We start from the raw sequence: 22,070 nt of genomic DNA, 5'->3' as shown, positions 1-22,070 counted from the left end.
GTTTGGGCGCGTCTGTTGCGCGCGGGCAATCCCGGTCCGATGACCCTCGACGGCACCAACACGTGGGTCCTGCGGGCCCCGGGCTCGGCGACGGCGATCCTGGTCGATCCCGGGCCGGGGCTGCCGGAGCACCTGGCGGCGATCACGGCCGAGGCGGGCATCGCCCTGGTCGTGACGACGCACTGGCATCCCGACCACACCGACGCGGCGGCGGCGCTGGGTGAGCGGCTGGGCGTCCCGGTGCGGGCGTTCGACGCGAAATGGTGCGCGAACGGGGGCGAACCGCTACGAGACGGCGAGACGCTGAATGAAGCGGGACTGCCGCTGATCGTCCGGCACACACCCGGCCATACGGCCGATTCCGTCTGCCTGGTCGGCGCCGACGCCGTCCTGACGGGTGACACCGTCCTGGGGCGGGGCACGACGGTCGTGCTGTGGCCCGACGGGAACCTGACCTCCTACTTCGCCAGCCTCGATCTGCTGGCCGGATACGGCGACCGGAGCGTTCTCCCAGGTCACGGGCCCACTCTGCCCTCCCTGGCGGCGGTCTGCGCGCAGTACCGGGCCCACCGAGAGCAGCGGCTGGACCAGGTCCGGGCGGCCCTGGACGCCGGTGCCGAGACCGCCATCGACGTCGTCCGGGTCGTATATGCCGAGGTGGACCGCTCGGTGTGGCCCGCGGCGGAGGCGACGGTGCGGGCTCAGCTGGAGTACCTTCGACGCGGCCAAGATCACCGTGACCGGGAACATATCGACCCCGGAAAGGAGTTGGGGGGACCGTGACCTGTCCTTTCTGCGGAAACGTCGTCGTCCCCGGCGGCCGTTACTGCCACAGCTGCGGCGCGCCACTGTCCCCGGTCGCCTCCCTCCCGGAGACCGAGCGGCGTGTGTGCACCGTGCTGTTCGGGGACCTGTCCGACTTCACCGCGTGGTCGGAGGACCTCGACCCCGAACGCGTCGGCGTGGTCACCGACCGGGTCCTGGCGGTGTGCGCGCAGGCGGTCACCGAGCACGGCGGGCACGTCGACAAGCTCACCGGCGACGGCATCATGGCCGTCTTCGGCGCCCCCGTCGCGCACGAGGACGACGCCGAGCGCGCCGTGCGGGCGGCGATGACCATGCAGCGCAATGTGCGCCGGGTCCTGGACGCCGAGCAGGGCGGCGGCCTGCCGCTCGGCCTGCGCGTGGGCATCCGCACCGGCCTGGTCGTGGCCGGCATGCAGGCCTCGGTGGAGTACACCGTCATCGGCGACACCGTGAACACCGCCGCGCGGCTGGCCGACGCCGCCGCCGTCGGCACCGTCTACAGCAGCGAGGAGACCGTCGCCGCCACCAAGCACGTCGCGTCCTGGCGGAAGCTGGAGCCGCTGCGGCTGAAGGGCAAGCGCGACCCGGTCCCCGCCTATGAGCTCCTGGGCCTGCACGACGCCCCGGGCACGCGCACCGGCCTGGGCGACCAGGCCCCGTTTGTGGGCCGCGAGGCCGAGCTGGGCATCGTCGCCGGGCGCCTGGCCGAGGTCGTGGACCGCGGTGAGCCGCGCACCCTCGTGCTGACCGCCGAGGCGGGCTTCGGCAAGACCCGCTTCGGCATCGAGGTGGGCCGCCGGGCGTCCTCGCGGGGCGTGCGCGTGGTCGCCGTCCGCGCCGCCGCCTACGGGCGCAGGCGCAGGCTGGGGCCGCTGGCCGACCTCGTCCGCCGCGCGGTGGGCGTGTCCCCCGACGACGACCGCGCCACCGTCGCCGAGCGGCTGCGCCGCCTTGCCGAGCGGCACCGCAAGGGCGACGAACCGGCCCCGGCGATCTTCTCCGTGGACCTCCTGCTGGCCCTGCTGGGGCTGGCCCCGGCGCCGACGGAGCAGTCGGCGCGGCCCGGCGGTCCCGGTCCCGAGCACCACGACACCGAGGCGATGCCCGCCGCGGTCGCCGACCTGTTCAACCTGCTGGCCGCGCAGTCGCCGCTGATGCTCATCGTCGACGACCTGCACGAGGCCACCCCCGACGCGCTGGACGCGCTGGGCGCGGCCGTCGCGCGGCTCCAGGGCCCGGTCCTGGTGCTGCTGCTGGGCCGCCCGGAGCTGGTCCGGCACGCCGGTGTGCTCACGCGCATCTCGGAGGCCGAGGCGCAGACCCTGCCGCCCCTGCGCGGCGCCGACGCCGCGCGCCTGCTGGGCGCGCTGTGCGGCGGGAAGCTGCGCGAGGACGACGAGTACCGCCTGCTGGGCGCCGTCCAGGGCAACCCGTACTACCTCGCCGAGCTCGTCGCGCTGCTCACCGAGCAGGGCCTGCTCTACGAGGTGGACGGGCAGTGGCGCCTGGCGCCGGGCTCGCTGACCGGCAAGCTGGTCTCCACCGACCTGGCCCGCGTGCTGGCCGCGCGCATCGACGCCCTCCCCAACGAGACGAAGACGGTCCTGCGCGACGCCGCCGTCATCGGCGACACCATCCCCGACGGTGCCCTGTCGGCGCTGCACGACCACACCGACGAGCACCACCTGGAGGAGCTGTTCGCGCGCGGCATGCTGCGCCGCCGCAACTCCGGCGGGTACCGCTTCGTCACGCCGCTCATGCGCGAGGCCGCCTACCTGGGCCTGGCGATGGGCGAGCGCGCCGAGCGGCACGCGCGCCTGGCACGGTGGGCGGCGGCGGGGGCGCCGGGCGGCACGCTGCGCGAGGACGCCGCCGACGACTTCATCGCCACGCACGCCACGCGTGCCCTGGCGCTGGCCGACGAGCTGGGCCTGGCCCCCGACAACCCGATCCGGGACGTGGCGGGCCTGGCCGTGGCCGCCTACGGGCGGGCCGCCGAGCGCGCCATCACGCAGGGCGAGCCGGCGCAGGCCGCCGCGCTCATCGACCGTTCCGCCGAGCTGCTGCCGCTGTCCAATGGCGACCGGCTGATCCGGGGCCGGGCGCTGCTGCGCCTGGACCGGCCCGAGGACGCGATGGTCGACGTCGAGAAGATCACCGCCGACCTGGGGCTGTCCCTGGACGGCGACTTCGTGGCGGCGATACCGGGCGAGCCGCGGGTGGCGGCGCTGACGCTGCTGCTGGCGGGCCGCATCTACCGGTCCCTGGGCGAGCCGCTGCGGGCGGCGGCGATCTGGCGCGCGGCCGGTGACCTGTCGGAGCGGGCGGAGCTGCCGACGGTGCGCGCCGACGTCCTGGTGCGGCTGGGGATGCTCGACTACGTCTCGGGCCGCCTGCGGGAGGCCGAGGCGCGCTTCACCGAGGCCCTGGACGTGGGCCGCGCGACGGGTTCGGTGCGCAGTGAGGCGTGGGCGCTCCAGCATCTGGCGTGGGTGTCGACGAGCCGCGGTGACTTCGACGCCGCCGACAACGCGCTCGGGCAGGCCGCGCGGCGCATCGCGTCCCTGCGCGACCCGATCGGGCGCGCGTGGGTGCGGGGCACGGCGGCGTTCACGCGGCTGCTGGCGGGCCGCCTGCACGAGGCGGGCAAGCTCGCCACGGCGTTCCTGCCCTTCGGTGAGCGCGTGGGCGACACGTGGGCGGTGGGCACGCTGCGGGCGGTGGGCGCGTACGCGGCCGCCGAGCTGGGCGACCTGACCGACGCCGACACCGCCGCGCGCAAGGCCTACCGCGACTTCGACCGGGTCGACGACGACTGGGGGCGCGGGTTCGCGCTGGTGGTGCGCGCGGTCGTGGCGCGCAGCCTGGCGGAGTCCGATCACGCCCGCGAGCTGGCCCTGGACGCCGAGATCTACGGCCTGAAGACCGGGCATCCGCTGCTGATCGGCATGGCCCGCACGGTCCTCGGGCACTGCCTGCTGGACGCCGGTGACGCCGACGGCGCCGAGCGCGCGGCCCTGTCCACGCTGGAGCTGGCGGTGCCCTTCGACGTGCTGGAATCGGCCCGTACCGGCCCCCTGGCGCTGCTGGCCGAGGCGCAGCGCGCGCACGGCGACAACACCGCCGCGCTGCGGCTGTACGGCGACATCGCCGCCCACTTGGGCGCGCCGACGCTGCTGTACCCGCGCCGCCACGCGGTGGCGCGCTACGCCGACGTGCTGCGCGCCGACGGTCGCGCCGGTGAGGCCCTGGGCTGGGCGAAGCGGGCGGTGGACGCCCCCGGCGAGGACATCTCGTCGAAGGTGGCCGCGCAGCTGTCCTACGCCAAGGCGCTGGAGGCGACCGGTTCGCACGCCGACGCCGTCGACGCCGCCGAGGAGGCGGTGCGCCTGACGTACTCCACCGAGCAGCGCAGCCATCGCGCGGAGGCCGAGCGGCTCCTCGAAAAGCTGAAAGGCGCGCGCCACGCCGTCGCGTAGCCCGGCGAAGACGTACCGTGGTCGCATGCCCCCCATAGAGGAGTCCGTGGTCCTGCTCGACGAGGAGGGCCGCGACATCGGCGTCCTCCCCAAGCGGCTGGCGCATCACGCCGACACCAGGCTGCACCTGGCGTTCTCCTGCTACGTCTTCGACACCGCCGGGCGGCTGCTGGTGACGCAGCGCGCCCACCACAAGAAGACCTGGCCGGGCGTGTGGACGAACTCCTGCTGCGGGCATCCGGCGCCCGGTGAGGCGATCGACCTCGCCGTCGGCCGCCGCCTGGACGACGAGCTGGGCCTGTCCGCCGGTGAGGTGCGGCTGCTGCTGCCGCGTTTCCGCTACCGCGCGGTCATGCCCGACGGGGTCGTGGAGAACGAGATGTGCCCGGTGACGATGACCGTCACCGACGCCGACCCGGTGCCCTCCGCCGACGAGGTGGACGGCTGGGAGTGGGTCCCGTGGGGTGAGTTCTCGGCTTCGGTGCTGTCGGGGGACCGCGCGATCTCCCCGTGGTGCGCCGAGCAGGTGCCGCTGCTGGCGGCCCTGGGACCCGACCCGCTGCGGTGGCCGTCGGCCGACCCGCGGGAGCTGCCCACGGCGGCCGGATGGTCGCCCGCCGAAACCCCCGGACACCCCCGGTAACCTCCGGTTTCACCGCTTCGGGGGAGCGCGCGTTGATGAGAAAAACTTAAGGCGCCCCTTCGCGACGGATGCTCCCCATAAGAGTCGAAACGGCGGATACATGATCTGGTCGCCGTGCTCTACCTTTGCCTCCGTGAGCGCACAATTCTGGTCCCCCGGCGCCGGTGACGTCCCCGACCTACCGGACCTGACCGACCTGCGGGTCATCGCCCGGGGCGGCTACACCACCGTCTACCGGGCGCACCAGGTCTCCGGCGGACGTGAAGTCGCGCTCCGCATCGACAAGCGGCCCTTCGCACAGCCCGAGCAGCGCGCGCGCTTCGAGCAGGAGGTCCGCGCCGCCGGGCGCCTGTCCGGCCACCCGAACGTGGTCGACCTGTTCGCCGCCGGCGTCACCGACGACGGCCGCCCCTACGTGGTCATGGAGCTGTGCGAGGGCTCCTACGCCGACCGCCTGGACGCCGAGGGCTCCATCAGCGACGCCGAGGTCAAGGACATCGGCATGCAGCTCGCCGACGCCCTCGCCGGGGCGCACGAGCGCGGTGTCCTGCACCGCGACATCAAACCGGCCAACATCCTCATCCGCCGCGACGGTCGCCCGGTGCTGGCCGACTTCGGGCTCGCCGTGGTCACCGACGCGGCCCTGCGCACCGACGGCGCGACCATCGGGCACCTCACGCCCGCCTACGCGCCGCTTGAGACGCTTCAGATGAAGCCCGCCAGCCAGTTCAGCGACGTCTACTCGCTGGCGGCGACGCTGTACGCGCTGCTGGCCGGGCATCCCCCGCGGTTCAGCAGCGACATCACCGACCTGCGCGAGGTCATGGAGCTGTTCGGGCGGCCCATCCCCGACGTCACCGGCGCCTCGGCACTGCTGGTGGGGATGCTGCGGGCGGCGATGACGTCCAACCCCGACGGGCGGCCCACCGCCGAGCAGTTCCGGGAGATGCTGGACAGCGTCCCCCTCGCCAAGCCCACCGCCCCGCCCCAGCGGCCGTCCCCGCGTCCCCCCGCGCAGGGCGACTTCCCGATCCCCGAGGCGCGGGAGGTGCCCGAGCCCTCCGGCGCGTTCCGGTCCCCGGCGGAGGCGGCGACGGCGGTGTTCCCCGTGGCCGCGGCCTCACCGGAGCCCTCGGGCGGGTTCGCGCGTCCCGAGCCCACCGGGCCCTTCCGGACGCCGGAACCGCCCGGCCCGGCCGCGCCGCCCGAGCCGTCCGGCCCGTTCCGGATCCCGGAGCCGCGCCCGGACGTCCACGAGCCCTCCGGGAGCTTCCGCTCCCCCGCGCCGCCCGCCGTGCCGGAGCCCTCGGGCGGGTTCCGCTCGCCCGTGGCCCCGCCTCCCGAGCCTTCGGGCGGGTTCGCCCGGCCGGACGTCCACGAGCCCTCCGGGGGCTTCCGCTCCCCGGCGCCGCCGCGTCCGGAGCCGACCGAGGCGTTCCGCCCGCCCGAGCCCTCCGGCGGCTTCCCCGCGCCGGAGCACTCGCGCGGCTATCCCGGGCCGGAGCCCTCGGGTGACTTCCGGCGTCCCGACGCGCCGGGCTACCCGCCGCCGCAGCACCCGTCGGGCGGGTTCCCGCGTTCCGACGTCCACGAGCCCTCGGGCGGGTTCCGCGCACCCGAGGAGTCGCCCTTCGCCGCCGAGCCCACCCGGTACGGGCCCGACGCACCCGCGCGCTCCCGCCTGCGCATCCCCGGCAAGGAGCTGGTCCGCAGCCGCCTCGACCGCCGCAAGGGCGAGGACGAGGAGGGCGGGCGCGCGAAGTTCTTCATCATCACCGGCGCGGTGGCGCTCGTCGTCCTGATCCTCATCGTCTGGGGTGTGGTGTCGCTTTTCAGCGAGGACGAGCCCGCCGACACCGCCGGGAACACCCCCAACGGCGGCGCCCAGTGCGCGGTCACCGCGCAGGGCACCGGCTGCGTCCCGAAGCCCACCTGCTTCAACGACTTCGCCATCGCCGACTCCGGCGCCGCCTCGGCCACCGAGGCCGCCTGCACCGCCGAGCACGCCTGGGAGGCCTACGCCACCGGCAAGCTCCCCGACAACCTGAGCGCGCCGGTCTACAAGGACGTCGCGGCCGTCGACTTCATCCAGAAGGCCTGCCGCACGAAGGACGTGCTGAAGGAGTTCGTGCCCGCCGCCGAGCTCGACGACTGGACCACCGACGTGCTGCCGCCGTCCACGCAGGCCTTCGAGGGCGGCGACAAGACGTTCTACTGCATCGCCCGCAAACCCGACCAGACCCTCACGGCGCCGACGCTGGTGAAGTAGGCGGCCGGCCGGCGTGGAATCCCAGCGCGCCGGCCACGTACCCGCCCACGGCCTCATCGCAGCGCCCCACCGCCGCCGCGCCCTGCCGGAGGTGCTCCCCGGCCTGCTCCAGCGCGGCCAGCGCGCGCAGCGGCTCCTGCCGGGCGGTCCCGTCGGTCAGCGCGGCGAGCCGGTCGCGCGCCTCGGCCAGCCGCTCGGCGGCGGCCAGGCTCTGCCCGCGCACGTCGCGCATCGCCTCACGGGCGGCGGTGAGCCCGGCGGCGAGGTCCTGGGCGAGTCCCATGTGGACGAGTCTGGCACGCGCGGTCCGGGCGCGCGAAAACGGCGGCCCCGGAAGGCCGCCGTTCGCCGATCAGCGGAAGCTACCGCTCCAGCCGTAACACCCGCGCGCGTCGCGCCAGGCGCTCCGGGTCCATGATGATGACGCTCTTGCCGTCCAGCCGCAGCCAGCCGCGCGCGGCGAAGTCCGCGAGGGCCTTGTTGACCGTCTCGCGGGAGGCGCCGACGAGCTGCGCGAGCTCCTCCTGCGTCAGGTCGTGCGTGACGCGCAGGACGCCGCCGTCGCGCGTGCCGAAGCGCGAGGCCATCTGGAGCAGGCTCTTGGCCACGCGTCCGGGGACGTCGGTGAAGATCAGGTCGGCCAGCGAGTCGTTGGTGCGCCGCAGGCGACGGGCGATCACGCGGAGCAGCTGCTCGGCGATCTCGGGCCGGTCGGTGATCCACGGGCGCAACGAGGACTTGCCCAGTCGCGCCAGCCGCACGTCGGTGACGGCGGTGGCGGTCGCGGTGCGGGGACCGGGATCGAACAGCGACAACTCGCCGAACATGTCGCTGGGACCCATGACGGCGATCAGGTTCTGGCGGCCGTCGGCGGCGCGCCTCCCCAGCTTGATCTTCCCATTGAGGACGATGTAGAGACTGTCCCCGGGCTCGCCCTCATTGAACACCGTCTGGCCCTTGCGGACCTCGATGTGCTCCAACTCCTTGGTCAGAGCGTCGACCGCCTCGGGGTCTACGCCCTGAAAGAGCCCTGCGCGGGCCAGTACCTCATCCATCGCGGACCTCCACTGCGCTCACTGTTGACGCGTGTCGAGTCTATGCGCATGTACGGGCCCACTTGCCGGGACGCGCCGATCTTTCTCGTTCACCCCCTGCTGGAGGGCGTGAGCTGGGTGTTCACCACCCCTCCGTCCCTTGTGGTGAGAACCGGCGGTAACGGGCGGCTGGCGGCAGCGTGGCAGGATGCGGGCATGACCTACCCCCAGGAACCCGCTCCGCAGCAGCCTCAGGTCCCCGAGCAGCCCACCGGATACGTCCCGCCGCAGCAGGCGCACGCCGAGTACGGCACCACCTACGGCGCCCCGCCGCCCACCGGGCAGTACGCCTACGTCCCGCAGCAGCCGCCGCAGGCGGCGCCGAAGACGGCGATGACGGTCCTGTTCGACTTCACCTTCGCCGAGTACTCCCCGCGCACGCTCCTCTCGATGACCTACATCCTGGGCCTGGTCGCCCTGGTCGTGGGCTTCCTCGTGAGCGTGATCGCCGGGTTCGCGGGCACCCCGCTGGCCGGTGTGGTCGCGCTGGTGGCGGGCGCGCCGATGACGGCGTTCCTCATCTTCGGGCTGCGGATGCTGCTGGAGTTCCTCGCGTCGTCGACCGAGGTGAACCAGAAGAAGCTTCGCGGCTAGCTAAGTGCACTCTCCGGTCCCGACCTTGGCGGTGGCGCCGCGGCCGGCGTCGGCCACCGGCGTCACCTCTTCGAGGGTGAGCGCGTAGCCGGTCTCCGGGTCGTCCACGGCCGCGGCGAACACCACGCCGTAGACCTTGCCGCGCACGTCGCCCTCGGTGCCGATGAGGGGGCCGCCGGAGTTGCCGGACTTGACCAGCGCGCGCAGCGCGTACACGTCGCGGGTGACCTGCCCGTTGTCGTAGATGTTCGGGCCCCGCACCGGGCCCGAGGAGCGGATGCGCGCGGGCGTCGCGGTGTACGGGCCGTCCAGCGGGTAGCCGAGCACGATGGTGTCCTCGCCCTCGGCGGCGGGCCGGTCGGGCGAGGCCATGTCGATGACGGGCGCGTCCAGGCCCGGGACGTAGATGACGGCCAGGTCGCGCTGCGGGTCGTAGACGGTGACGCGGCCGGGGATGTACCCCTTGGCCGTCTCCACGACCAGGCTGTCGGTTCCGGCGACCACGTGCGCGTTGGTCATGACCCGCTCGGGGGCGAACACGAATCCGCTGCCCTCGATGCGGCGGTCGCAGCGCGGAGCCTCGCCGAGGATCTTCAGCACCGACGGCTGCGCGTTCAGGACCGCCGGGTCCTTCTTGAGCGCGTCGTTGGGCGCGGCCACGTCGTGCGGGTTGGAGGGCCCGAGCCCGCCGAAGACGTCCGGGAAGCCGTTGGTGTCGACCGTGCGGCGCAGCGCGTCGTACACGCCCTTGACCGGCTCGGGGACGGCCTCGTTGATGATGGGCACGATGGAGCTGTTCCGCACCGCCGCGGCCAGGCCCGGGATCGAGCTGTAGGCGAGGGGCGTGGCGACCATCCACGCGACGAGGAACACCGCGAAGAGGCTGACGATGGCGCCGCCGATGTGGTCGACGGTCCGCGTCCCGTTGCGCCGCATGGACTGCCGTACGCGCGCGCCGATGGTGGCCATGCCCGCCTGCCCGCCGATGGCCAGGCCGAACACCGTCACCAGCGCGACGATCACCCGCGTGACGGGCGCCTCGAACCAGCCGGTGAGGTAGGGGGCGAGGTTGACGCCGATGAGCGCGCCGCCGAAGAACCCGGCGAAGGACATGACCCCGACGATGAACCCCTGCCGGTAGCCGTTCACGGCGAACATCAGCGCGAGGAGCACGATCACGATGTCGACCAGAGTGCCGCCGTTCACCCAGTGCCTCCTCCGTTTAGACCAGGGTACGGTCCACCCGCCATTCAGGAGAGGGGCACGAGCCTCCCGGGACCCCACGGACGCGACCAGCCCGCCAGGTCCAGCACCGCCGACAGGATGCCGGCGGTGAAACCCCACACCAGCATGTCGCGAACCTCGAACGCCGGGCCCACGTAGCCCGACGGATGCTTGGCGCGCACGCGATTGGCCGGGTCCACCAGTTCACTGACCGGGACCCTCGTGACACTGGCGACCTCGGCGGGCTCCGCGGCGTGCACCCGGTGCGGCTCGCGCCACCACCCCAGCACCGGCGTCACCCGGAACGAGCTCACCGACAGCCACACCTCCGGCAGCGTCGCCACCGGCACCACGCTCGCCGGGTCCAGGCCGACCTCCTCGCTGGCCTCCCGCAGCGCCGTGGCGATCATGTCGGCGTCCGACGGCTCGGTCGCGCCACCCGGGAACGCGGGCTGCCCCGCGTGATTGTTCATGCCCGAGGCCCGCTGGCAGATCAGCACGTCCGGGCCCTCGATGCCGGGATAGGCGCCCTCGCCGAACAGGATCAGCACCGCCGACCCCCGGCCCTCGCCCACCGGCGGCACCAGCCGCGACCACGGCTCACCATCGGCGACCCGCGCCTTGTCGGCGAGCGGATGCCACCATCCGGGAAGCTCACGCGCGTCGATCACCGGAGGAAGCGTACTCCCGCCGCCGCCCCCTCGCCCGGCATGCGCCCGACGCCCCCTCCCGGGCCCGGCGGTACCGTCGCGGTATGCGTAAGACCGCCGTCGCCCTCGTCATCGCGCTGGCCCTCACCCTCACCGCGTGCGGCACCGGCGGCGACACTCCCTCCTCTGCTCCCGACGACCCCCAGCCGACCTGGGCCGTACCCTGCGTCGCCCCCTCGGGCGCCCTGCCGCCCGGCGACGACATCGGCAAACTCGCCCTCCCCTGCCTCGGCGGCGACCAGACCGCCACCCCCCTCGCCAACGGCATGCCCACCGTGCTGAACCTGTGGGCGTCCTGGTGCCAGCCCTGCCGCACCGAGCTGCCCGAGGTCGACGCCTTCTACAAGGCCGCCCAGGGCGAAGTCGCCGTCCTCGGCGTCGACACCAGCGACACCGCCTCCGCCGCACGCTTCGCCGCCGAGGACTTCAAGATCACGTTCCCCTCCCGCCACGACGCCGACGGCAGACTCCTCGCCCTGACCGGCAAGCGCACCCTCCCCGTGACGGTGCTGCTGCGCGCGGACGGGACGGTCGCGCACGTGTACAACGGGACGCCGCTGACCCGGCAGGGACTGGCGGACCTGGTGGCGGAGCACCTTGGGGTGCGGGTGGGGGTTTAGGGGCGGGCTTTTCGGGAGGGGGCTCGGGGCTTGGGCGGCACTCGGGTCCACGCCTGTTCGGGTGGCTTCGCCTGGCCCTCCTGACCGGGCGCGGCAGGCCGCGGGGAGGCGGGGCGGCGCGGCCAAGGACCCCACAAGGTGCGGTGCGAGGGCGCCCGACCAAGTAGTGCAGGGGCGGCGTTGCGCAGGGCGATGTAGCCCGGCACGGCGGTGAGCCAGCTGATCCGCCTACCACTGCCTCCCATCCACCCGCCACGCTCGGCAAGTCCCGGCCCACCCGAGCGGGGCTGCGCGGCCAAGTAGGGCGGGCCGACGTGGCCCGGCAGGGCAGTGGGCGGCCTCCATTGCATCCCACCAACTCACCGCGCCGGGTGCGTCCCCGACCGGCCCGGGCGTCCGCGCCGCGATCCACGCGCGTCCCGGCGTCCTACCGCAGCAGCCTCGCCGCGTCCGGCACGATCGCCTCTCCGGGCCGCAGCGCGCAGCCGCTGCCGACGCGCTCGGCGAGGTCCGCGCGCAGGGCCAGGAGTCCGGCGACCCGTTCGTCGATGACCGCGATCTTCTCCGCGAGCAGCGCCGTCAGGCCCTCCTCGCGGTCCGGCGCATCGCGCAGCCGCTCGCCGTGCCGGGCGATCTCGGCGAGGGTGAATCCGAGGGTCTGGGCCGTCCGCACGTAGTGCAGCCACGGCACCGCCTCGGGCGGGAAGTCCCGGTACCCGTTGCCCAGGCGGGCGCTGTCCAGGAGCCCCGCCTTCTCGTAGAAACGGATGGCGTCCCTGCTCAGGCCGGTCGCGGCGGCCAGGTCTCCGATGCGCATTTGACCTTGGAGCGTACTCCACCCTTTAGCGTGAGCCGTCCTTCCACACTCGACGGAGGCTTCACGTGCACACTCCCGCCTACCTGCGACTCGTCCGCGCCAGCGCCTGGTACGACCTCGTCATCACCGCCGCCTTCGCGACGCCGTGGACCTACGCGCTCGCCCACCGCCTCCTCACCTGGGCGAGCGAGGCCCTCGGACTCGGCGCCTTCCCTCCTCTGGAGCCGATGCAGACCCTGTACGCGAACCTGATGGGCTCGGTCGTGGTGGTCTGGGCCCTCCTGCGACTGCGGCGGACCCTGCCCGCCCACGGCCTGTACGACGCGTCCGCCCGCGCGCTGTTCTCGCTGTGGATGGCCTACGCGCTGGCGCAGGGAGCGCCGGGGCTGCTGTGGGGATTCCTCGCGGTGGAGATCGCGTGGGGAGTGGCGCAGGCGGTACCGGGGGTCCGCGACGCACTGGGACGACGGGCGCTGCGCCGGGCTTGAGGGGTCGGCCTCGGGAAGGACCGGAGGGCCCGGACTCGGCCCGCTCGTTCCGCCCTGTCCGCACGGCCCGCACGGCCCGCTCGTTCCGCCCTGTCCACTTGGCCCGGTCGGGCTGCTCGACACACGGCCGTCCAGCCCGCCCGGGGCCGCCCGACACACTCACCCACCCGGGCCGCCGGGCCCTCCCCAGGCCCTCCCCCGAGCCTTCTCAAGCCCGGCCCCCGGTCTCCCCGGGGGCCAACCGGACCGGATCTCGCCCGACACCCGAACCGATCTCGTGAACGCGTTTTCCGCACCATCACGCCAAATAACACGCCGTGTCCGAATCCCGCGACGGCGCGGCTCCGTCCCGATGAGCGTTCGCCCAGGTCAGCCGCGCCGTGCGCCGTGCCGCCAGGAGGTCGCGGCGAGTTCGGACCGGAAGGGCTTTTTGGCACGAACATGCCAAATCTCGCCGAGAGCGGACCGGACGGCCCCCGTCGCTCATCCCCCCGTGCCGCCAGCCCCCGCCTCGCCTCCCCGCTTCGGGCGACCCGCACGACGCCGGGAGTCGCGCCGCCGTGTCCTCGCCCGGCCCGCCATCACCCCGTCCGCCCATCCCAAACCCGCCCCTCCCGCCCATCTGGCGCATCCCGTGATCAAGCGGTAACGTCCTGCACACGCCCCACTGGAGGCACGCATGGACGTCGACGGCCTGCTCCGCACTCTCGACGGTGCCGAGTCGCGCTTGACGCAGCTCACCGCGCTCTCGGCGCGGGTGGCCGTCGAGTTGCGCGGGCGGGCCGCGGCTCCGCTGGCCGCCGCGGGCGAGGGTTCCTCCTCCCCCGCGCCCGCGACGGCCGCTTCCCGGGCGACGGCGGCGGCGCTGGGGCTGGACGAGGTCGCGCGGCTGGTCTCGACGGCGGCCGACCGGTTACGGGGATACCGGGGATTGCTGTGAGGGGCGGTCACATGGGCGGGATCATCATGGCGGTCGGCAAGTACCTCGGCCCCTACTACGACTGGCGGCGAGAGGATTCCGAGCCCGCGTACTTCGAGATCCACGCGGGCCCGAAGGTCGGCGAGTTCACCGAGGCGCAGGTCCTGGTCTGGAACACCGCGCATCTCGAACCCTCGCTGCACGCCGCGCACGCCTTCGACCGGGCGGCGCTGGAGGACCTGGTGCGCCGGTGCACGCCGGTCGCCGATCCGGCGCCGGAGGTCGACGTTTTACTGCGCGAGGGCGTCCTCGTCGAGGCCGACTTCGCCGACGACGCCGCCGTGGAGCGCTTCTGCCGCTCCTACCGGCTCGTCCCGACGGCCGACGCGTACGGGAACCTGCCCGAGCGGCGCGAGATGTGCCTGCTGTCGCGCGACGGCGAGGTCTTGATGGAGCTGTCCTTCCCGGCGCGGACGGTGTGGGCGTTCTCCTACCTGGACGGTTCGATCTGGGACGGCTGCGTGACCTGCGCGTCCGACGGCGCCGACGGCCCGGGCTACTTCGCCCGCGAGATCGCCTCGTATCTGCCGCAGATCGTGGCGTGGGGCGCGGGGATCGTGGAGCCGGTCTGATGCGCGACCGGAACTCCGGCCCCATCCCCCGACCCACCGACTCGACCCGCCCCGTCCCCCGGCACGCGCCGTACCTGGCGGGGACGCGCATCGCGCCCGCCGCGTTCGGTGCCGCGGTGTTCGCCGGCGCGCTCACCCCCGGCCGCCGCGCCGAGCCGCCCCGCACGACCCCGCCCACTCCCACTGCGCTGGCCGACGGGACGCCCTCGATCGGCGCGGTGAAGGCGATCGCCTACGCGGCCACCGCGACCGCCAAGGACGCCGCCGCGCGCATCACCGGAGTCCGGCAGGAGATCGACGCCGTCCTCGCCATCCTCAAGGAGGCCTTCGACGGCACCTCCGCCGAACCCGCCCGCGAGGCCATGTCCCTGCTGGAGTCGGCCACCACCCGCGCCGACGAAGCCCGCGACCACGCCGCGGCGGCGGGCGAGACGGCACTGGAGTGGGCTTCGGGGCTGTGAGCGCGGACGGGGTGGGGCTGGTGGCGGCGGGTGACTAATTCTGTACGCCGGACAGTGTGGGGCGTACGGAGTTGAGGCGGCGAGGCGAACCCGGGACTGCCTACCCTGTGGGCCGAACAGGATTCGCCGAGATGGCCGAGATGGCGTAGTAGGACACGGCATCGGACGCCGCGAGGCCGGGGCTGACGGCGCGCCGGAGGGTAGGCCGCGGGGGGACGACCGTGGCACGACGGGTTTGGCAGGGAGGCGCTCCGACGCGGCGAGGTGAGGCGGGACGCGATGGGATCAGCGGATACGGACGCGGCACGGGAAGCCGAGCCGGTGCGCGGGGCAGCGCAGGACGAGGCGGGGTGAGTCGACGCAGCGCAGGCCCACGCACGGCGGGCTGGGCTGAGTGAACGCGCGCTTGGTGAGACCCGGTGCGGCACGAGCACATGCGCGGCGGGCTGGGGGCTGAGGCGGGCCCGGTGTGAAGAGAGCGTGGCGGTGCGGCGGCGCGGAAACACGCACGGCGAGGCGCAGTGAGGCGGGGTGCGGCAGGACCGGACGAGTTAGCGCGGGCCCGGCGAAAGGGCCGGCTCGCTGCGGCGAGGTGGGACATGGCGCGGGCACACGCAGAGCGGGGTGGGGCGGCATGGCGCGTGGGGTGGAGCAGCGCCGGCGAGCGAGCACGAGCCCAGCCCGGAAGGCGAGCCCGGCGGGGCGGAGCAGCGCGGAGTGAGCCGACACAGCACAGGCCCACGCACGGCGGGCTGGGGCCAGTGAGCCCGCGCTAGGTGGGGCCCAGTGCGGCGCGAGCCCATCCACGGTGGAGTGGGGGCGGGCCCGGCGTGAAGAGCGCGAGTCAGTGCGACAGCGCGGAAACGCGCCCGGCGAGGCGCAGTGAGGCAGGGCGGAGCGAATCAGTGCGAGCCCGGTGAAAGGGCGAGCCCGCCGCGGCGAGATGGCATGGCGCGGGCACATCCGCGGCAGACCGGGGCCGAGGCGGACCCCAGTGTGAAGAAAGCAAGCCGGTGCGGCGGCACGGCGAAGCGCAGTGAGGCAAGACGCCAGCCCGAGCCCAAGCAAGTTCAGCCAGCGCTACCCCGCGTCCGGCCGACCGGCGCCGCCCGAACCCCCCGCGCCATCCACGCGGTCCGCCTCAGGCAGGTACTCCTCCACCCCCGCCGCCTCCGCCAGCTCCGCCACCCGGGGCCCCTTCAGCAGCTTCACCGCCGCCTTCGGCTCCACCGGCCCGGTCCCGTACGCCGGGCAGTCCTTCGTCAGGGTGCAGGCCCCACAGGCCGGCTTGCGCGCGTGGCATACGCGGCGGCCGTGGAAGATCACCCGGTGCGAGAACATGGTCCACTCGCTCTTCTGGACCATCTCGCCGATGATCTTCTCGACCTTCACCGGGTCCTCTTCATCGGTGAGGCCCCAGCGGCGGACGAGGCGGCCGAAGTGGGTGTCGACGGTGATGCCGGGGACGCCGAAGGCGTTGCCGAGGACCACGTTGGCGGTCTTGCGGCCGATGCCGGGGAGGGTCACGAGCTCGGCCAGGGTGCGGGGCAGTTCGCCGTCGAAGCGGGTGACGAGTTCGTGGCCGAGTCCGATGAGCGAGTTGGTCTTGGCCCGGAAGAAGCCGGTGGGCCGCAGGATCTCCTCCATCTCGGCCCGGTCGGCGCCGGCGTAGTCGGCGGCGGTCTTGTACTTCGCGAAGAGGGTGGGTGTGGTGAGGTTGACGCGGACGTCGGTGGTCTGCGCCGACAGGATCGTGGCCACCGCCAGTTCCAGCGGGGTGGTGAAATCGAGTTCGCAGTGGGCGTCGGGGTGCGTATCGGTCAGGACGCGGTTGATGCGGCGCGCCCTCCGCACGCGGCCGAGCCGCGTCTCTTTCTCGAACCGCTTCGCCATGGCGCCAGCCTAAGGCCCCGCACCGACACGGTCAGGTCGACCGGGCGCGCACGTGCATGCGTTCGCCCTGGGCGCCGAAGACGTTCAGGACCTCCACGGGGCCCTCGCCGGTGCTGCCGAACCAGTGGGGCATGCGCGTGTCGAACTCGGCGACCTCGCCGGGGGTGAGGACGAGGTCGTGCCGCCCGAGGACGAGCCGCAGCCGTCCGGACAGCACGTACAGCCACTCGTAGCCCTCGTGGGCGCGGGGGTCGGGGACGGTCTGCCCGGCGGGGATCACCGACTTCCACACCTTCGGCGCGCCGGGCGCGCGGGTCAGGGGGATGACGGCGCGTCCGCCGACCTCGCGGGCGGCGAGGCGGACGCGGGGGTCGCCGGTCTCGGGTGCGCCGACGAGCTCGTCGAGGGGGACGCGGTGGGCGCGGGCGATCGGCAGGAGCAGCTCCAGGCTGGGGCGGCGCCGGCCGTTCTCCAGGCGGGAGAGGGTGCTGCGAGAGATGCCGGTGGTGCGGGAGAGGTCGTCGAGGGTGACGTTGCGTTTGGTCCGCAGGGCCTTGAGGCGGGGCCCGACGGCGGCGAGGGTCTCGGCGAAGTCCATGCGCCCATCATCCCGCTTTCGGCAACGGCATTTGCCGTTCTTTTCGGAGCGGCGCAGGCTCGCCGCATGTACGACACAGTGATCATCGGCGGCGGGGCCGCCGGACTCTCGGCCGCGCTCGTCCTGTCCCGCGCCCGCCGCCGCGTCGCGGTGGTGGACGGGGGCAAGCCCCGCAACGCGCCCGCCGCGCACATGCAGGGCTTCCTCTCGCGGGACGGCGAGTCGCCGGCGGAGCTGCTGCGGATCGGCCGCCGGGAGGTCCTCGGCTACGGCGCCGAGATCATCGACGGGCACGTCACGGCCGCCGAGCCGGGCTTCGCGCTCGTCCTGGGCGACGCGCGCGTGCTGCGCGCCCGCAGCGTCCTGGTCGCCACCGGCGCGAAGGACGAGCTGCCGGACGTCCCGGGGCTGCGCGAGCGGTGGGGCACCGACGTCCTGCACTGCCCCTACTGCCACGGCTACGAGGTGCGCGACCGCCCGATCGGCGTGCTGGCCGGCGGAGCCGATCCCGCGCACCAGGCGCTGCTGCTGACCCAGTGGTCGAGCGACGTGATGCTCTTCGCCGGGGACGCCGAGCTGCCCGGCGAGGCCCGCGCGCGGCTGGCCGGGCGGGGTGTGACGGTTGTGGACGGGCCTGTGGACGGCGTCGTCGTCGAGGACGGCACCCTCACCGGCGTCGGCGTCGCCGGGCGCGTCGTGCCACGCGCCGCGCTGTTCGTGCCGCCGCGTGTGGTCCCACGTGACGAGGTGCTCGTCGCGCTCGGCTGGGACGGGACCGCCGACGCCGCCGGGCGCACCAGCGTCCCGGGCGTGTGGGCGGCGGGCAACGTGATCGACCCCCGCGCGCAGGTCATCACCGCCGCCGGGCAGGGGTCCGCGGCGGCGATCGCGATCAACACGTGGCTGCTGGACGCCGGTCAGCGAGCGTGAAAAGGCCCCGGCCGCCATCGCGGCCGGGGCCCATGGCCGAGGGCTAGCGCACCTCGGCGACGATCTCCAGCTCCACCGGCGTGCCGAGCGGCAGCTCCGCCACGCCGACCGCGCTGCGGGCGTGCACGCCCGCCTCGCCGAGGACCTTGCCGAGCAGCTCCGAGGCGCCGTTGATGACACCCGGCTGACCGGTGAAGCCCTGCGCGGAGGCCACGAAGCCGACGACCTTGACGATGCGCACGATGTTGTCCACACCGACGATCGAGTCGACGGCGGCGAGCGCGTTCAGCGCGCACACCGCGGCCAGCTCCTTGGCGTCCTCGGGGGACACGTCGCCACCCACGTAGCCGGTGCGCAGGAGCTCACCGTCACGGAAGGGCAGCTGGCCGGAGGTGTACACGTAGTCGCCGGTGCGGACCGCGGGCACGTAGGCGGCCACGGGCGCGGCGACCTTGGGGAGTTCCAGGCCGAGTTCGGCGAGCTTGTCGCGGACGCTCACTTGCTCTCCTCACCCTTGGGGCGCTTGAAGTAGGCCACGAGGTTCTCGGGGTTCATCCCGGGGACGATCTGGACCAGCTCCCAGCCCTCCTCGCCGAAGTTGTCCAGGATCATCTTCGTCGAGTGCACCAGCACTGGCGCGGTGAAGTACTCCCATTTCTGCATGCGGCGAACGATACCGAAGCGTTCTTGCAGCCCGTCACGTTCCCGGAGGCTGACGCGTTAAACCCGGCAGAGCGTTAGGCTGCCCTCGGGAGGACCAGATGAAGCCCGGCACGAAGCCGAAAGGCGGGGTCTACGCGATACTCGCGGCGCTTTTGGCGTTCTGCGCGCTCGCCGCGGTGGGCGGCTACCTCTTGATCGACAATCTCGCCGACCGGGGCCCGGCCAGCCCGAAGGACGCCGTGGACGGCTTCCTCACCGCGCTGCTGGCCGACCGGGACCCGCAGGCCGCGCGCCGGTACGTGTGCCCCGACATCCGCGACTCCGACTTCACCGCCAACCTTGAGGCGATCACCGCCGAGGAGCAGAAGACCGGCGAGAAGATCGCGATCACCTGGGACAAGGTGCTCACGACCGGCGAGCGCGGCGGCAACGCCACCGTCACCGCCGACGTGTCGAGCGCCACGTCGGCGGGCACGGAGGCGAGCACGTGGACCTTCACTGTGATCAAGGCCCCCCGCTGGTACGTGTGCGGGTTCGCGACGCCGGGCTGATCCGCGTCGTAGCCTTGGGCCTGATGTCCACGCGGTCGCATCAGCCGTCCGCCCGAGTTACGACGGAGACCGCAGGTGACCCCAGCCGCGTCCTTCCCGTCCCGGCGATTGCACATCGTGACCGGCAAGGGCGGTACCGGCAAGACGACGGTCGCCGCGGCCCTGGCGCTGGCGCTGGCCTCGGGGGGCAGGCGGACGCTGCTGGTCGAGGTCGAGGGGCGGCAGGGCATCGCGCAGCTCTTCGACGTCCCCCCGCTGCCCTATGAGGAGCGGCTGATCGCGCGCGGCCCGGACGGCGGGCAGGTGTACGCGCTGGCGGTGGACGCCGAGGAGGCGCTGCTGGACTACCTGGCGATGTTCTACAAGCTGGGCCGGGCCGGGCGGGCGCTGAAGAAGCTGGGCGCCATCGACTTCGCCACCACGATCGCGCCGGGCCTGCGGGACATCCTGCTGACCGGGAAGGTCAAGGAGGCCACGACGCGCATGGTCAACGGCCGCCGCGCCTATGACGCGGTGGTGCTGGACGCGCCGCCGACGGGCCGGGTGACGCGGTTCCTGAACGTGACGGCGGAGGCGGCGAAGCTGGCCAAGGTCGGTCCCATCAAGACCCACAGCGAGGGCGTGGCCGCGATCCTGCGCGCGAAGGCCACGACAGCGGTGCACGTGGTGACGCTGCTGGAGGACATGCCCGTCCAGGAGACCGCCGACGCGATCACCGAGCTGACCGCGCACGGCATGCCGGTCGGCTCGATCATCCTGAACGGGGTGCGCACCGATCCGCTGGAGGGCGCCAAGGTCACCCAGGCGGAGCTGAAACGCGGGCTGGCCGCCGCCGGGCTGCCCGCCGACAAGGCGGTGGTCACGGGCCTGCTGGACGAGGTCCGGGCGCACAAGACGCGCCTGGAGCTGGAGGCGGGGCTGCGTTCGGAGCTGTCGGGCGAGCCGTATCCGCTGGTGGAACTGCCGCTGCTGGCCGAGGGCATCGACCTGTCGGGCCTCTACCAGCTCGCGCGCATCCTCATGACGGCCGACGAGGGGAGCCAGGGGTGAGCCTGGACATCGACGCGCTGCTGGGCGACGGGAGCGTCCGCATCATCGTGTGCTGCGGGTCCGGTGGTGTGGGCAAGACCACGACCGCGGCCGCGCTGGCGCTGCGGGCCGCCGAGAAGCACGGGCGGGAGGCGGTGGTGCTGACCATCGACCCGGCGCGGCGGCTGGCGCAGTCCCTGGGGCTGACCGAGCTGTCGAACACGCCCCGCACGGTGGACCGCACGACCGGCGGGCGGCTCGACGCAATGATGCTGGACATGAAGCGCACCTTCGACGAGGTGGTGCTGTCCCACACCAGCAAGGAGAAGGCGCAGGAGATCTTCGCCAACCCCTTCTACCAGGCGATGAGCTCGACGTTCTCCGGGACGCAGGAGTACATGGCGATGGAGAAGCTGGCGCAGCTGCGGGCCGCCGACCGCTGGGACCTCATCGTCGTCGACACCCCGCCGTCACGGTCCGCACTGGACTTCCTGGACGCGCCGCAGCGCCTGGCCCGGTTCCTGGACGGCAAGATGCTGCGGCTGCTGCTGGCCCCGGCCAAGGGCGGGCGCAGCGTGTTCTCGGTGATGACGGCGGCGACGTCGTTCTTCACCGGCACGATCGCCAAGATCCTGGGCGCGCGGCTGCTCACCGACATCGGCACGTTCGTGTCCTCGCTGGACTCGACCTTCGGCGGTTTCCGCCGCCGCGCCGACCAGACCTACAAGGTCCTCCAGGACCGGGAGACGGCGTTCCTCGTGGTGGCCACGCCCGAGCCGGACGCCGTGCGGGAGGCCGCGTACTTCGCGGGACGGCTCACCGAGGAGCGGATGCCGCTGGCGGGGCTCGTCCTCAACCGCGTGCACACCACCGCGGTGCCGGAGCTGTCGGTGCAGCGCAGCCTCGGCGCGGCCGAGGGGCTGGAGGAGGCGGAGCTGTCGCCGGTGACGTCGGGGGTCCTGCGCATCCACGCCGACCTGGTGGCGCAGGTGGACCGCGAGGCCCGGGTGGCCGCCCGCTTCACCGCCGCGCATCCGGAGATCCCGGTGACGCGGGTGGAGGCGCAGGCCGGCGACGTCCACGATCTGGCGGCCCTGCGCGACATCGGGGACCTGCTCGCCGCCGGTTGACCCGGTCCCGGAATCGTGCTAGTCGGGTTTTCCCACGCAATTCGCGCGATGAGAATTGCACGGGAAGAATGCGCGTGGATGCAGAAAGCCGCCCGACTCGGAATGCCGGGTACCCGAGTCGAGCGGCGTGGTCGTGATTTGGAACCGGTGTACGAAAACTAGAAACCGCTCGGCGTGAGGGAGCGGCCACCCTTCTTTGTGGCCTCCTCGGTCAGCGCCTTCTCGAAGACGCGACGCCAACTGCGGACATCGGTGTGCTTGCGCAATAGAGCGCGGCGTTCACGCTCGGTCATGCCACCCCAGACCCCGAACTCGATGCGGTTGTCCAGAGCGTCCGCCAGGCACTCCATCCGCACAGGGCAGGCGCGGCAGACCTTCTTGGCCGCGTTCTGTTCAGCTCCCTGCACGAAGAGCGCGTCCGGATCGCCTTCCCGGCACGCGGCCTGACTCGCCCAGTCGACCAACAACTCCATCGGCACATCCCCACCTTCTTGTTTCGTACCTCTTGCCCCCAGGTCT

The 22,070-nt window shown here is 73.3% G+C and carries 24 protein-coding genes; 14 read left to right on the top strand and 10 right to left on the bottom strand.

What is annotated here, in order from left to right:
• Positions 1–39 precede the first annotated feature (39 nt).
• The 4 genes from QSK10_RS25635 (at position 40) to QSK10_RS25620 (ending at position 7,198) form a co-directional block, all read left to right on the top strand.
• Positions 40–783: an MBL fold metallo-hydrolase gene (locus QSK10_RS25635; protein WP_285665568.1), complete on the top strand. Its 744-nt coding sequence runs from the start codon at positions 40–42 to the stop codon at positions 781–783.
• Entirely contained in the window at positions 780–4,286 is a 3,507-nt protein-coding gene (locus QSK10_RS25630; RefSeq protein ID WP_285665567.1) for an adenylate/guanylate cyclase domain-containing protein, read from the top strand. The genes QSK10_RS25635 and QSK10_RS25630 overlap by 4 nt, the downstream gene beginning before the upstream one ends.
• A 25-nt stretch (positions 4,287–4,311) precedes the next feature.
• Positions 4,312–4,929 (top strand): isopentenyl-diphosphate Delta-isomerase, encoded by a 618-nt coding sequence (gene idi / locus QSK10_RS25625; protein WP_285665566.1) that lies wholly within the window; start codon positions 4,312–4,314, stop codon positions 4,927–4,929.
• A 133-nt stretch (positions 4,930–5,062) separates the two neighbouring features.
• Positions 5,063–7,198, top strand: a complete 2,136-nt coding sequence (locus QSK10_RS25620) for a serine/threonine-protein kinase (RefSeq protein WP_285665565.1) — start codon at positions 5,063–5,065, stop codon at positions 7,196–7,198.
• On the opposite strand, the gene QSK10_RS25615 is transcribed toward QSK10_RS25620, so the two are convergent.
• A complete protein-coding gene (locus tag QSK10_RS25615; RefSeq protein WP_285665564.1) occupies positions 7,173–7,481 on the bottom strand; it encodes a hypothetical protein in 309 nt (102 codons plus the stop codon). The two genes, QSK10_RS25620 and QSK10_RS25615, sit on opposite strands and share 26 nt — an antisense overlap.
• Positions 7,482–7,560: 79 nt before the next feature.
• The gene (locus QSK10_RS25610) at positions 7,561–8,253 is read right to left on the bottom strand and encodes a Crp/Fnr family transcriptional regulator (protein ID WP_285665563.1); all 693 of its coding nucleotides are present in this window, start codon (positions 8,251–8,253) and stop codon (positions 7,561–7,563) included.
• Positions 8,254–8,448: 195 nt separating this feature from the next.
• Between QSK10_RS25610 and QSK10_RS25605 the strand changes: the two genes are divergently transcribed.
• A complete protein-coding gene (locus QSK10_RS25605) occupies positions 8,449–8,886 on the top strand; it encodes a DUF4282 domain-containing protein (RefSeq protein ID WP_285665562.1) in 438 nt (145 codons plus the stop codon).
• Here QSK10_RS25605 and QSK10_RS25600 read toward each other — a convergent pair whose 3' ends face one another.
• Together QSK10_RS25600 and QSK10_RS25595 are read right to left on the bottom strand one after the other, a co-directional pair.
• On the bottom strand, positions 8,887–10,092 hold the full coding sequence (locus tag QSK10_RS25600; protein WP_285665561.1) for a MarP family serine protease: 1,206 nt from the start codon (positions 10,090–10,092) through the stop codon (positions 8,887–8,889).
• 44 nt (positions 10,093–10,136) lie between these two features.
• Entirely contained in the window at positions 10,137–10,778 is a 642-nt protein-coding gene (locus QSK10_RS25595) for an NUDIX hydrolase (protein ID WP_432705374.1), read from the bottom strand.
• Positions 10,779–10,864: 86 nt separating this feature from the next.
• On the opposite strand from QSK10_RS25595, the gene QSK10_RS25590 reads away from it, so the two are divergent.
• Positions 10,865–11,440 (top strand): TlpA family protein disulfide reductase, encoded by a 576-nt coding sequence (locus QSK10_RS25590; RefSeq protein ID WP_285665559.1) that lies wholly within the window; start codon positions 10,865–10,867, stop codon positions 11,438–11,440.
• 427 nt (positions 11,441–11,867) lie between these two features.
• On the opposite strand, the gene QSK10_RS25585 is transcribed toward QSK10_RS25590, so the two are convergent.
• The gene (locus QSK10_RS25585; RefSeq protein WP_285665558.1) at positions 11,868–12,257 is read right to left on the bottom strand and encodes a MerR family transcriptional regulator; all 390 of its coding nucleotides are present in this window, start codon (positions 12,255–12,257) and stop codon (positions 11,868–11,870) included.
• A 65-nt stretch (positions 12,258–12,322) separates the two neighbouring features.
• Between QSK10_RS25585 and QSK10_RS25580 the strand changes: the two genes are divergently transcribed.
• The 4 genes from QSK10_RS25580 (at position 12,323) to QSK10_RS25565 (ending at position 14,757) form a co-directional block, all read left to right on the top strand.
• Positions 12,323–12,745: a hypothetical protein gene (locus QSK10_RS25580; RefSeq protein WP_285665557.1), complete on the top strand. Its 423-nt coding sequence runs from the start codon at positions 12,323–12,325 to the stop codon at positions 12,743–12,745.
• Between the two features lie 679 nt (positions 12,746–13,424).
• Positions 13,425–13,685 (top strand): hypothetical protein, encoded by a 261-nt coding sequence (locus QSK10_RS25575; RefSeq protein WP_285665555.1) that lies wholly within the window; start codon positions 13,425–13,427, stop codon positions 13,683–13,685.
• A gap of 11 nt (positions 13,686–13,696) precedes the next feature.
• Positions 13,697–14,296, top strand: coding sequence for a hypothetical protein (locus QSK10_RS25570; protein WP_285665554.1), 600 nt, complete (start codon positions 13,697–13,699; stop codon positions 14,294–14,296).
• Entirely contained in the window at positions 14,296–14,757 is a 462-nt protein-coding gene (locus tag QSK10_RS25565; protein ID WP_285665552.1) for a hypothetical protein, read from the top strand. Before QSK10_RS25570 ends, QSK10_RS25565 begins: the two co-directional genes overlap by 1 nt.
• Before the next feature lie 1,080 nt (positions 14,758–15,837).
• On the opposite strand, the gene nth is transcribed toward QSK10_RS25565, so the two are convergent.
• Both nth and QSK10_RS25555 read right to left on the bottom strand, forming a co-directional pair.
• Entirely contained in the window at positions 15,838–16,650 is an 813-nt protein-coding gene (nth, locus tag QSK10_RS25560; protein ID WP_285665551.1) for an endonuclease III, read from the bottom strand.
• Between the two features lie 31 nt (positions 16,651–16,681).
• Positions 16,682–17,248, bottom strand: a complete 567-nt coding sequence (locus QSK10_RS25555) for a helix-turn-helix domain-containing protein (RefSeq protein ID WP_285665549.1) — start codon at positions 17,246–17,248, stop codon at positions 16,682–16,684.
• Between the two features lie 66 nt (positions 17,249–17,314).
• Between QSK10_RS25555 and QSK10_RS25550 the strand changes: the two genes are divergently transcribed.
• The gene (locus QSK10_RS25550; protein WP_285665548.1) at positions 17,315–18,178 is read left to right on the top strand and encodes an NAD(P)/FAD-dependent oxidoreductase; all 864 of its coding nucleotides are present in this window, start codon (positions 17,315–17,317) and stop codon (positions 18,176–18,178) included.
• A 43-nt stretch (positions 18,179–18,221) separates the two neighbouring features.
• Here the strand turns inward: QSK10_RS25550 and QSK10_RS25545 are convergent, their stop codons facing one another.
• Positions 18,222–18,677 carry a RidA family protein gene (locus QSK10_RS25545; RefSeq protein WP_285665546.1) on the bottom strand — a complete coding sequence of 152 codons (456 nt, stop codon included), beginning with the start codon at positions 18,675–18,677 and terminating at the stop codon, positions 18,222–18,224.
• Positions 18,674–18,841, bottom strand: a complete 168-nt coding sequence (gene sp36 / locus QSK10_RS25540; RefSeq protein ID WP_285665543.1) for a Sp36 family protein — start codon at positions 18,839–18,841, stop codon at positions 18,674–18,676. Before sp36 ends, QSK10_RS25545 begins: the two co-directional genes overlap by 4 nt.
• 98 nt (positions 18,842–18,939) lie before the next feature.
• On the opposite strand from sp36, the gene QSK10_RS25535 reads away from it, so the two are divergent.
• From QSK10_RS25535 to bagB, 3 genes are all read left to right on the top strand, one after another.
• Positions 18,940–19,392 (top strand): Rv0361 family membrane protein, encoded by a 453-nt coding sequence (locus tag QSK10_RS25535; protein WP_285665541.1) that lies wholly within the window; start codon positions 18,940–18,942, stop codon positions 19,390–19,392.
• Positions 19,393–19,467: 75 nt separating this feature from the next.
• Positions 19,468–20,442, top strand: coding sequence for an ATPase BagA (gene bagA, locus QSK10_RS25530; RefSeq protein WP_285665540.1), 975 nt, complete (start codon positions 19,468–19,470; stop codon positions 20,440–20,442).
• Positions 20,439–21,551, top strand: a complete 1,113-nt coding sequence (gene bagB, locus QSK10_RS25525) for an ArsA family ATPase (protein WP_285665539.1) — start codon at positions 20,439–20,441, stop codon at positions 21,549–21,551. Before bagA ends, bagB begins: the two co-directional genes overlap by 4 nt.
• Positions 21,552–21,709: 158 nt before the next feature.
• Here bagB and QSK10_RS25520 read toward each other — a convergent pair whose 3' ends face one another.
• Positions 21,710–22,024, bottom strand: coding sequence for a WhiB family transcriptional regulator (locus QSK10_RS25520; RefSeq protein WP_285665538.1), 315 nt, complete (start codon positions 22,022–22,024; stop codon positions 21,710–21,712).
• Between the last annotated feature and the right edge of the window lie 46 nt (positions 22,025–22,070).

Source organism: Actinorhabdospora filicis (assembly GCF_030269765.1).
In the GTDB taxonomy this organism is placed as follows: Bacteria; Actinomycetota; Actinomycetes; order Mycobacteriales; family Micromonosporaceae; genus Actinorhabdospora; species Actinorhabdospora filicis.
This window is presented reverse-complemented; position numbering and strand designations above follow the sequence as displayed.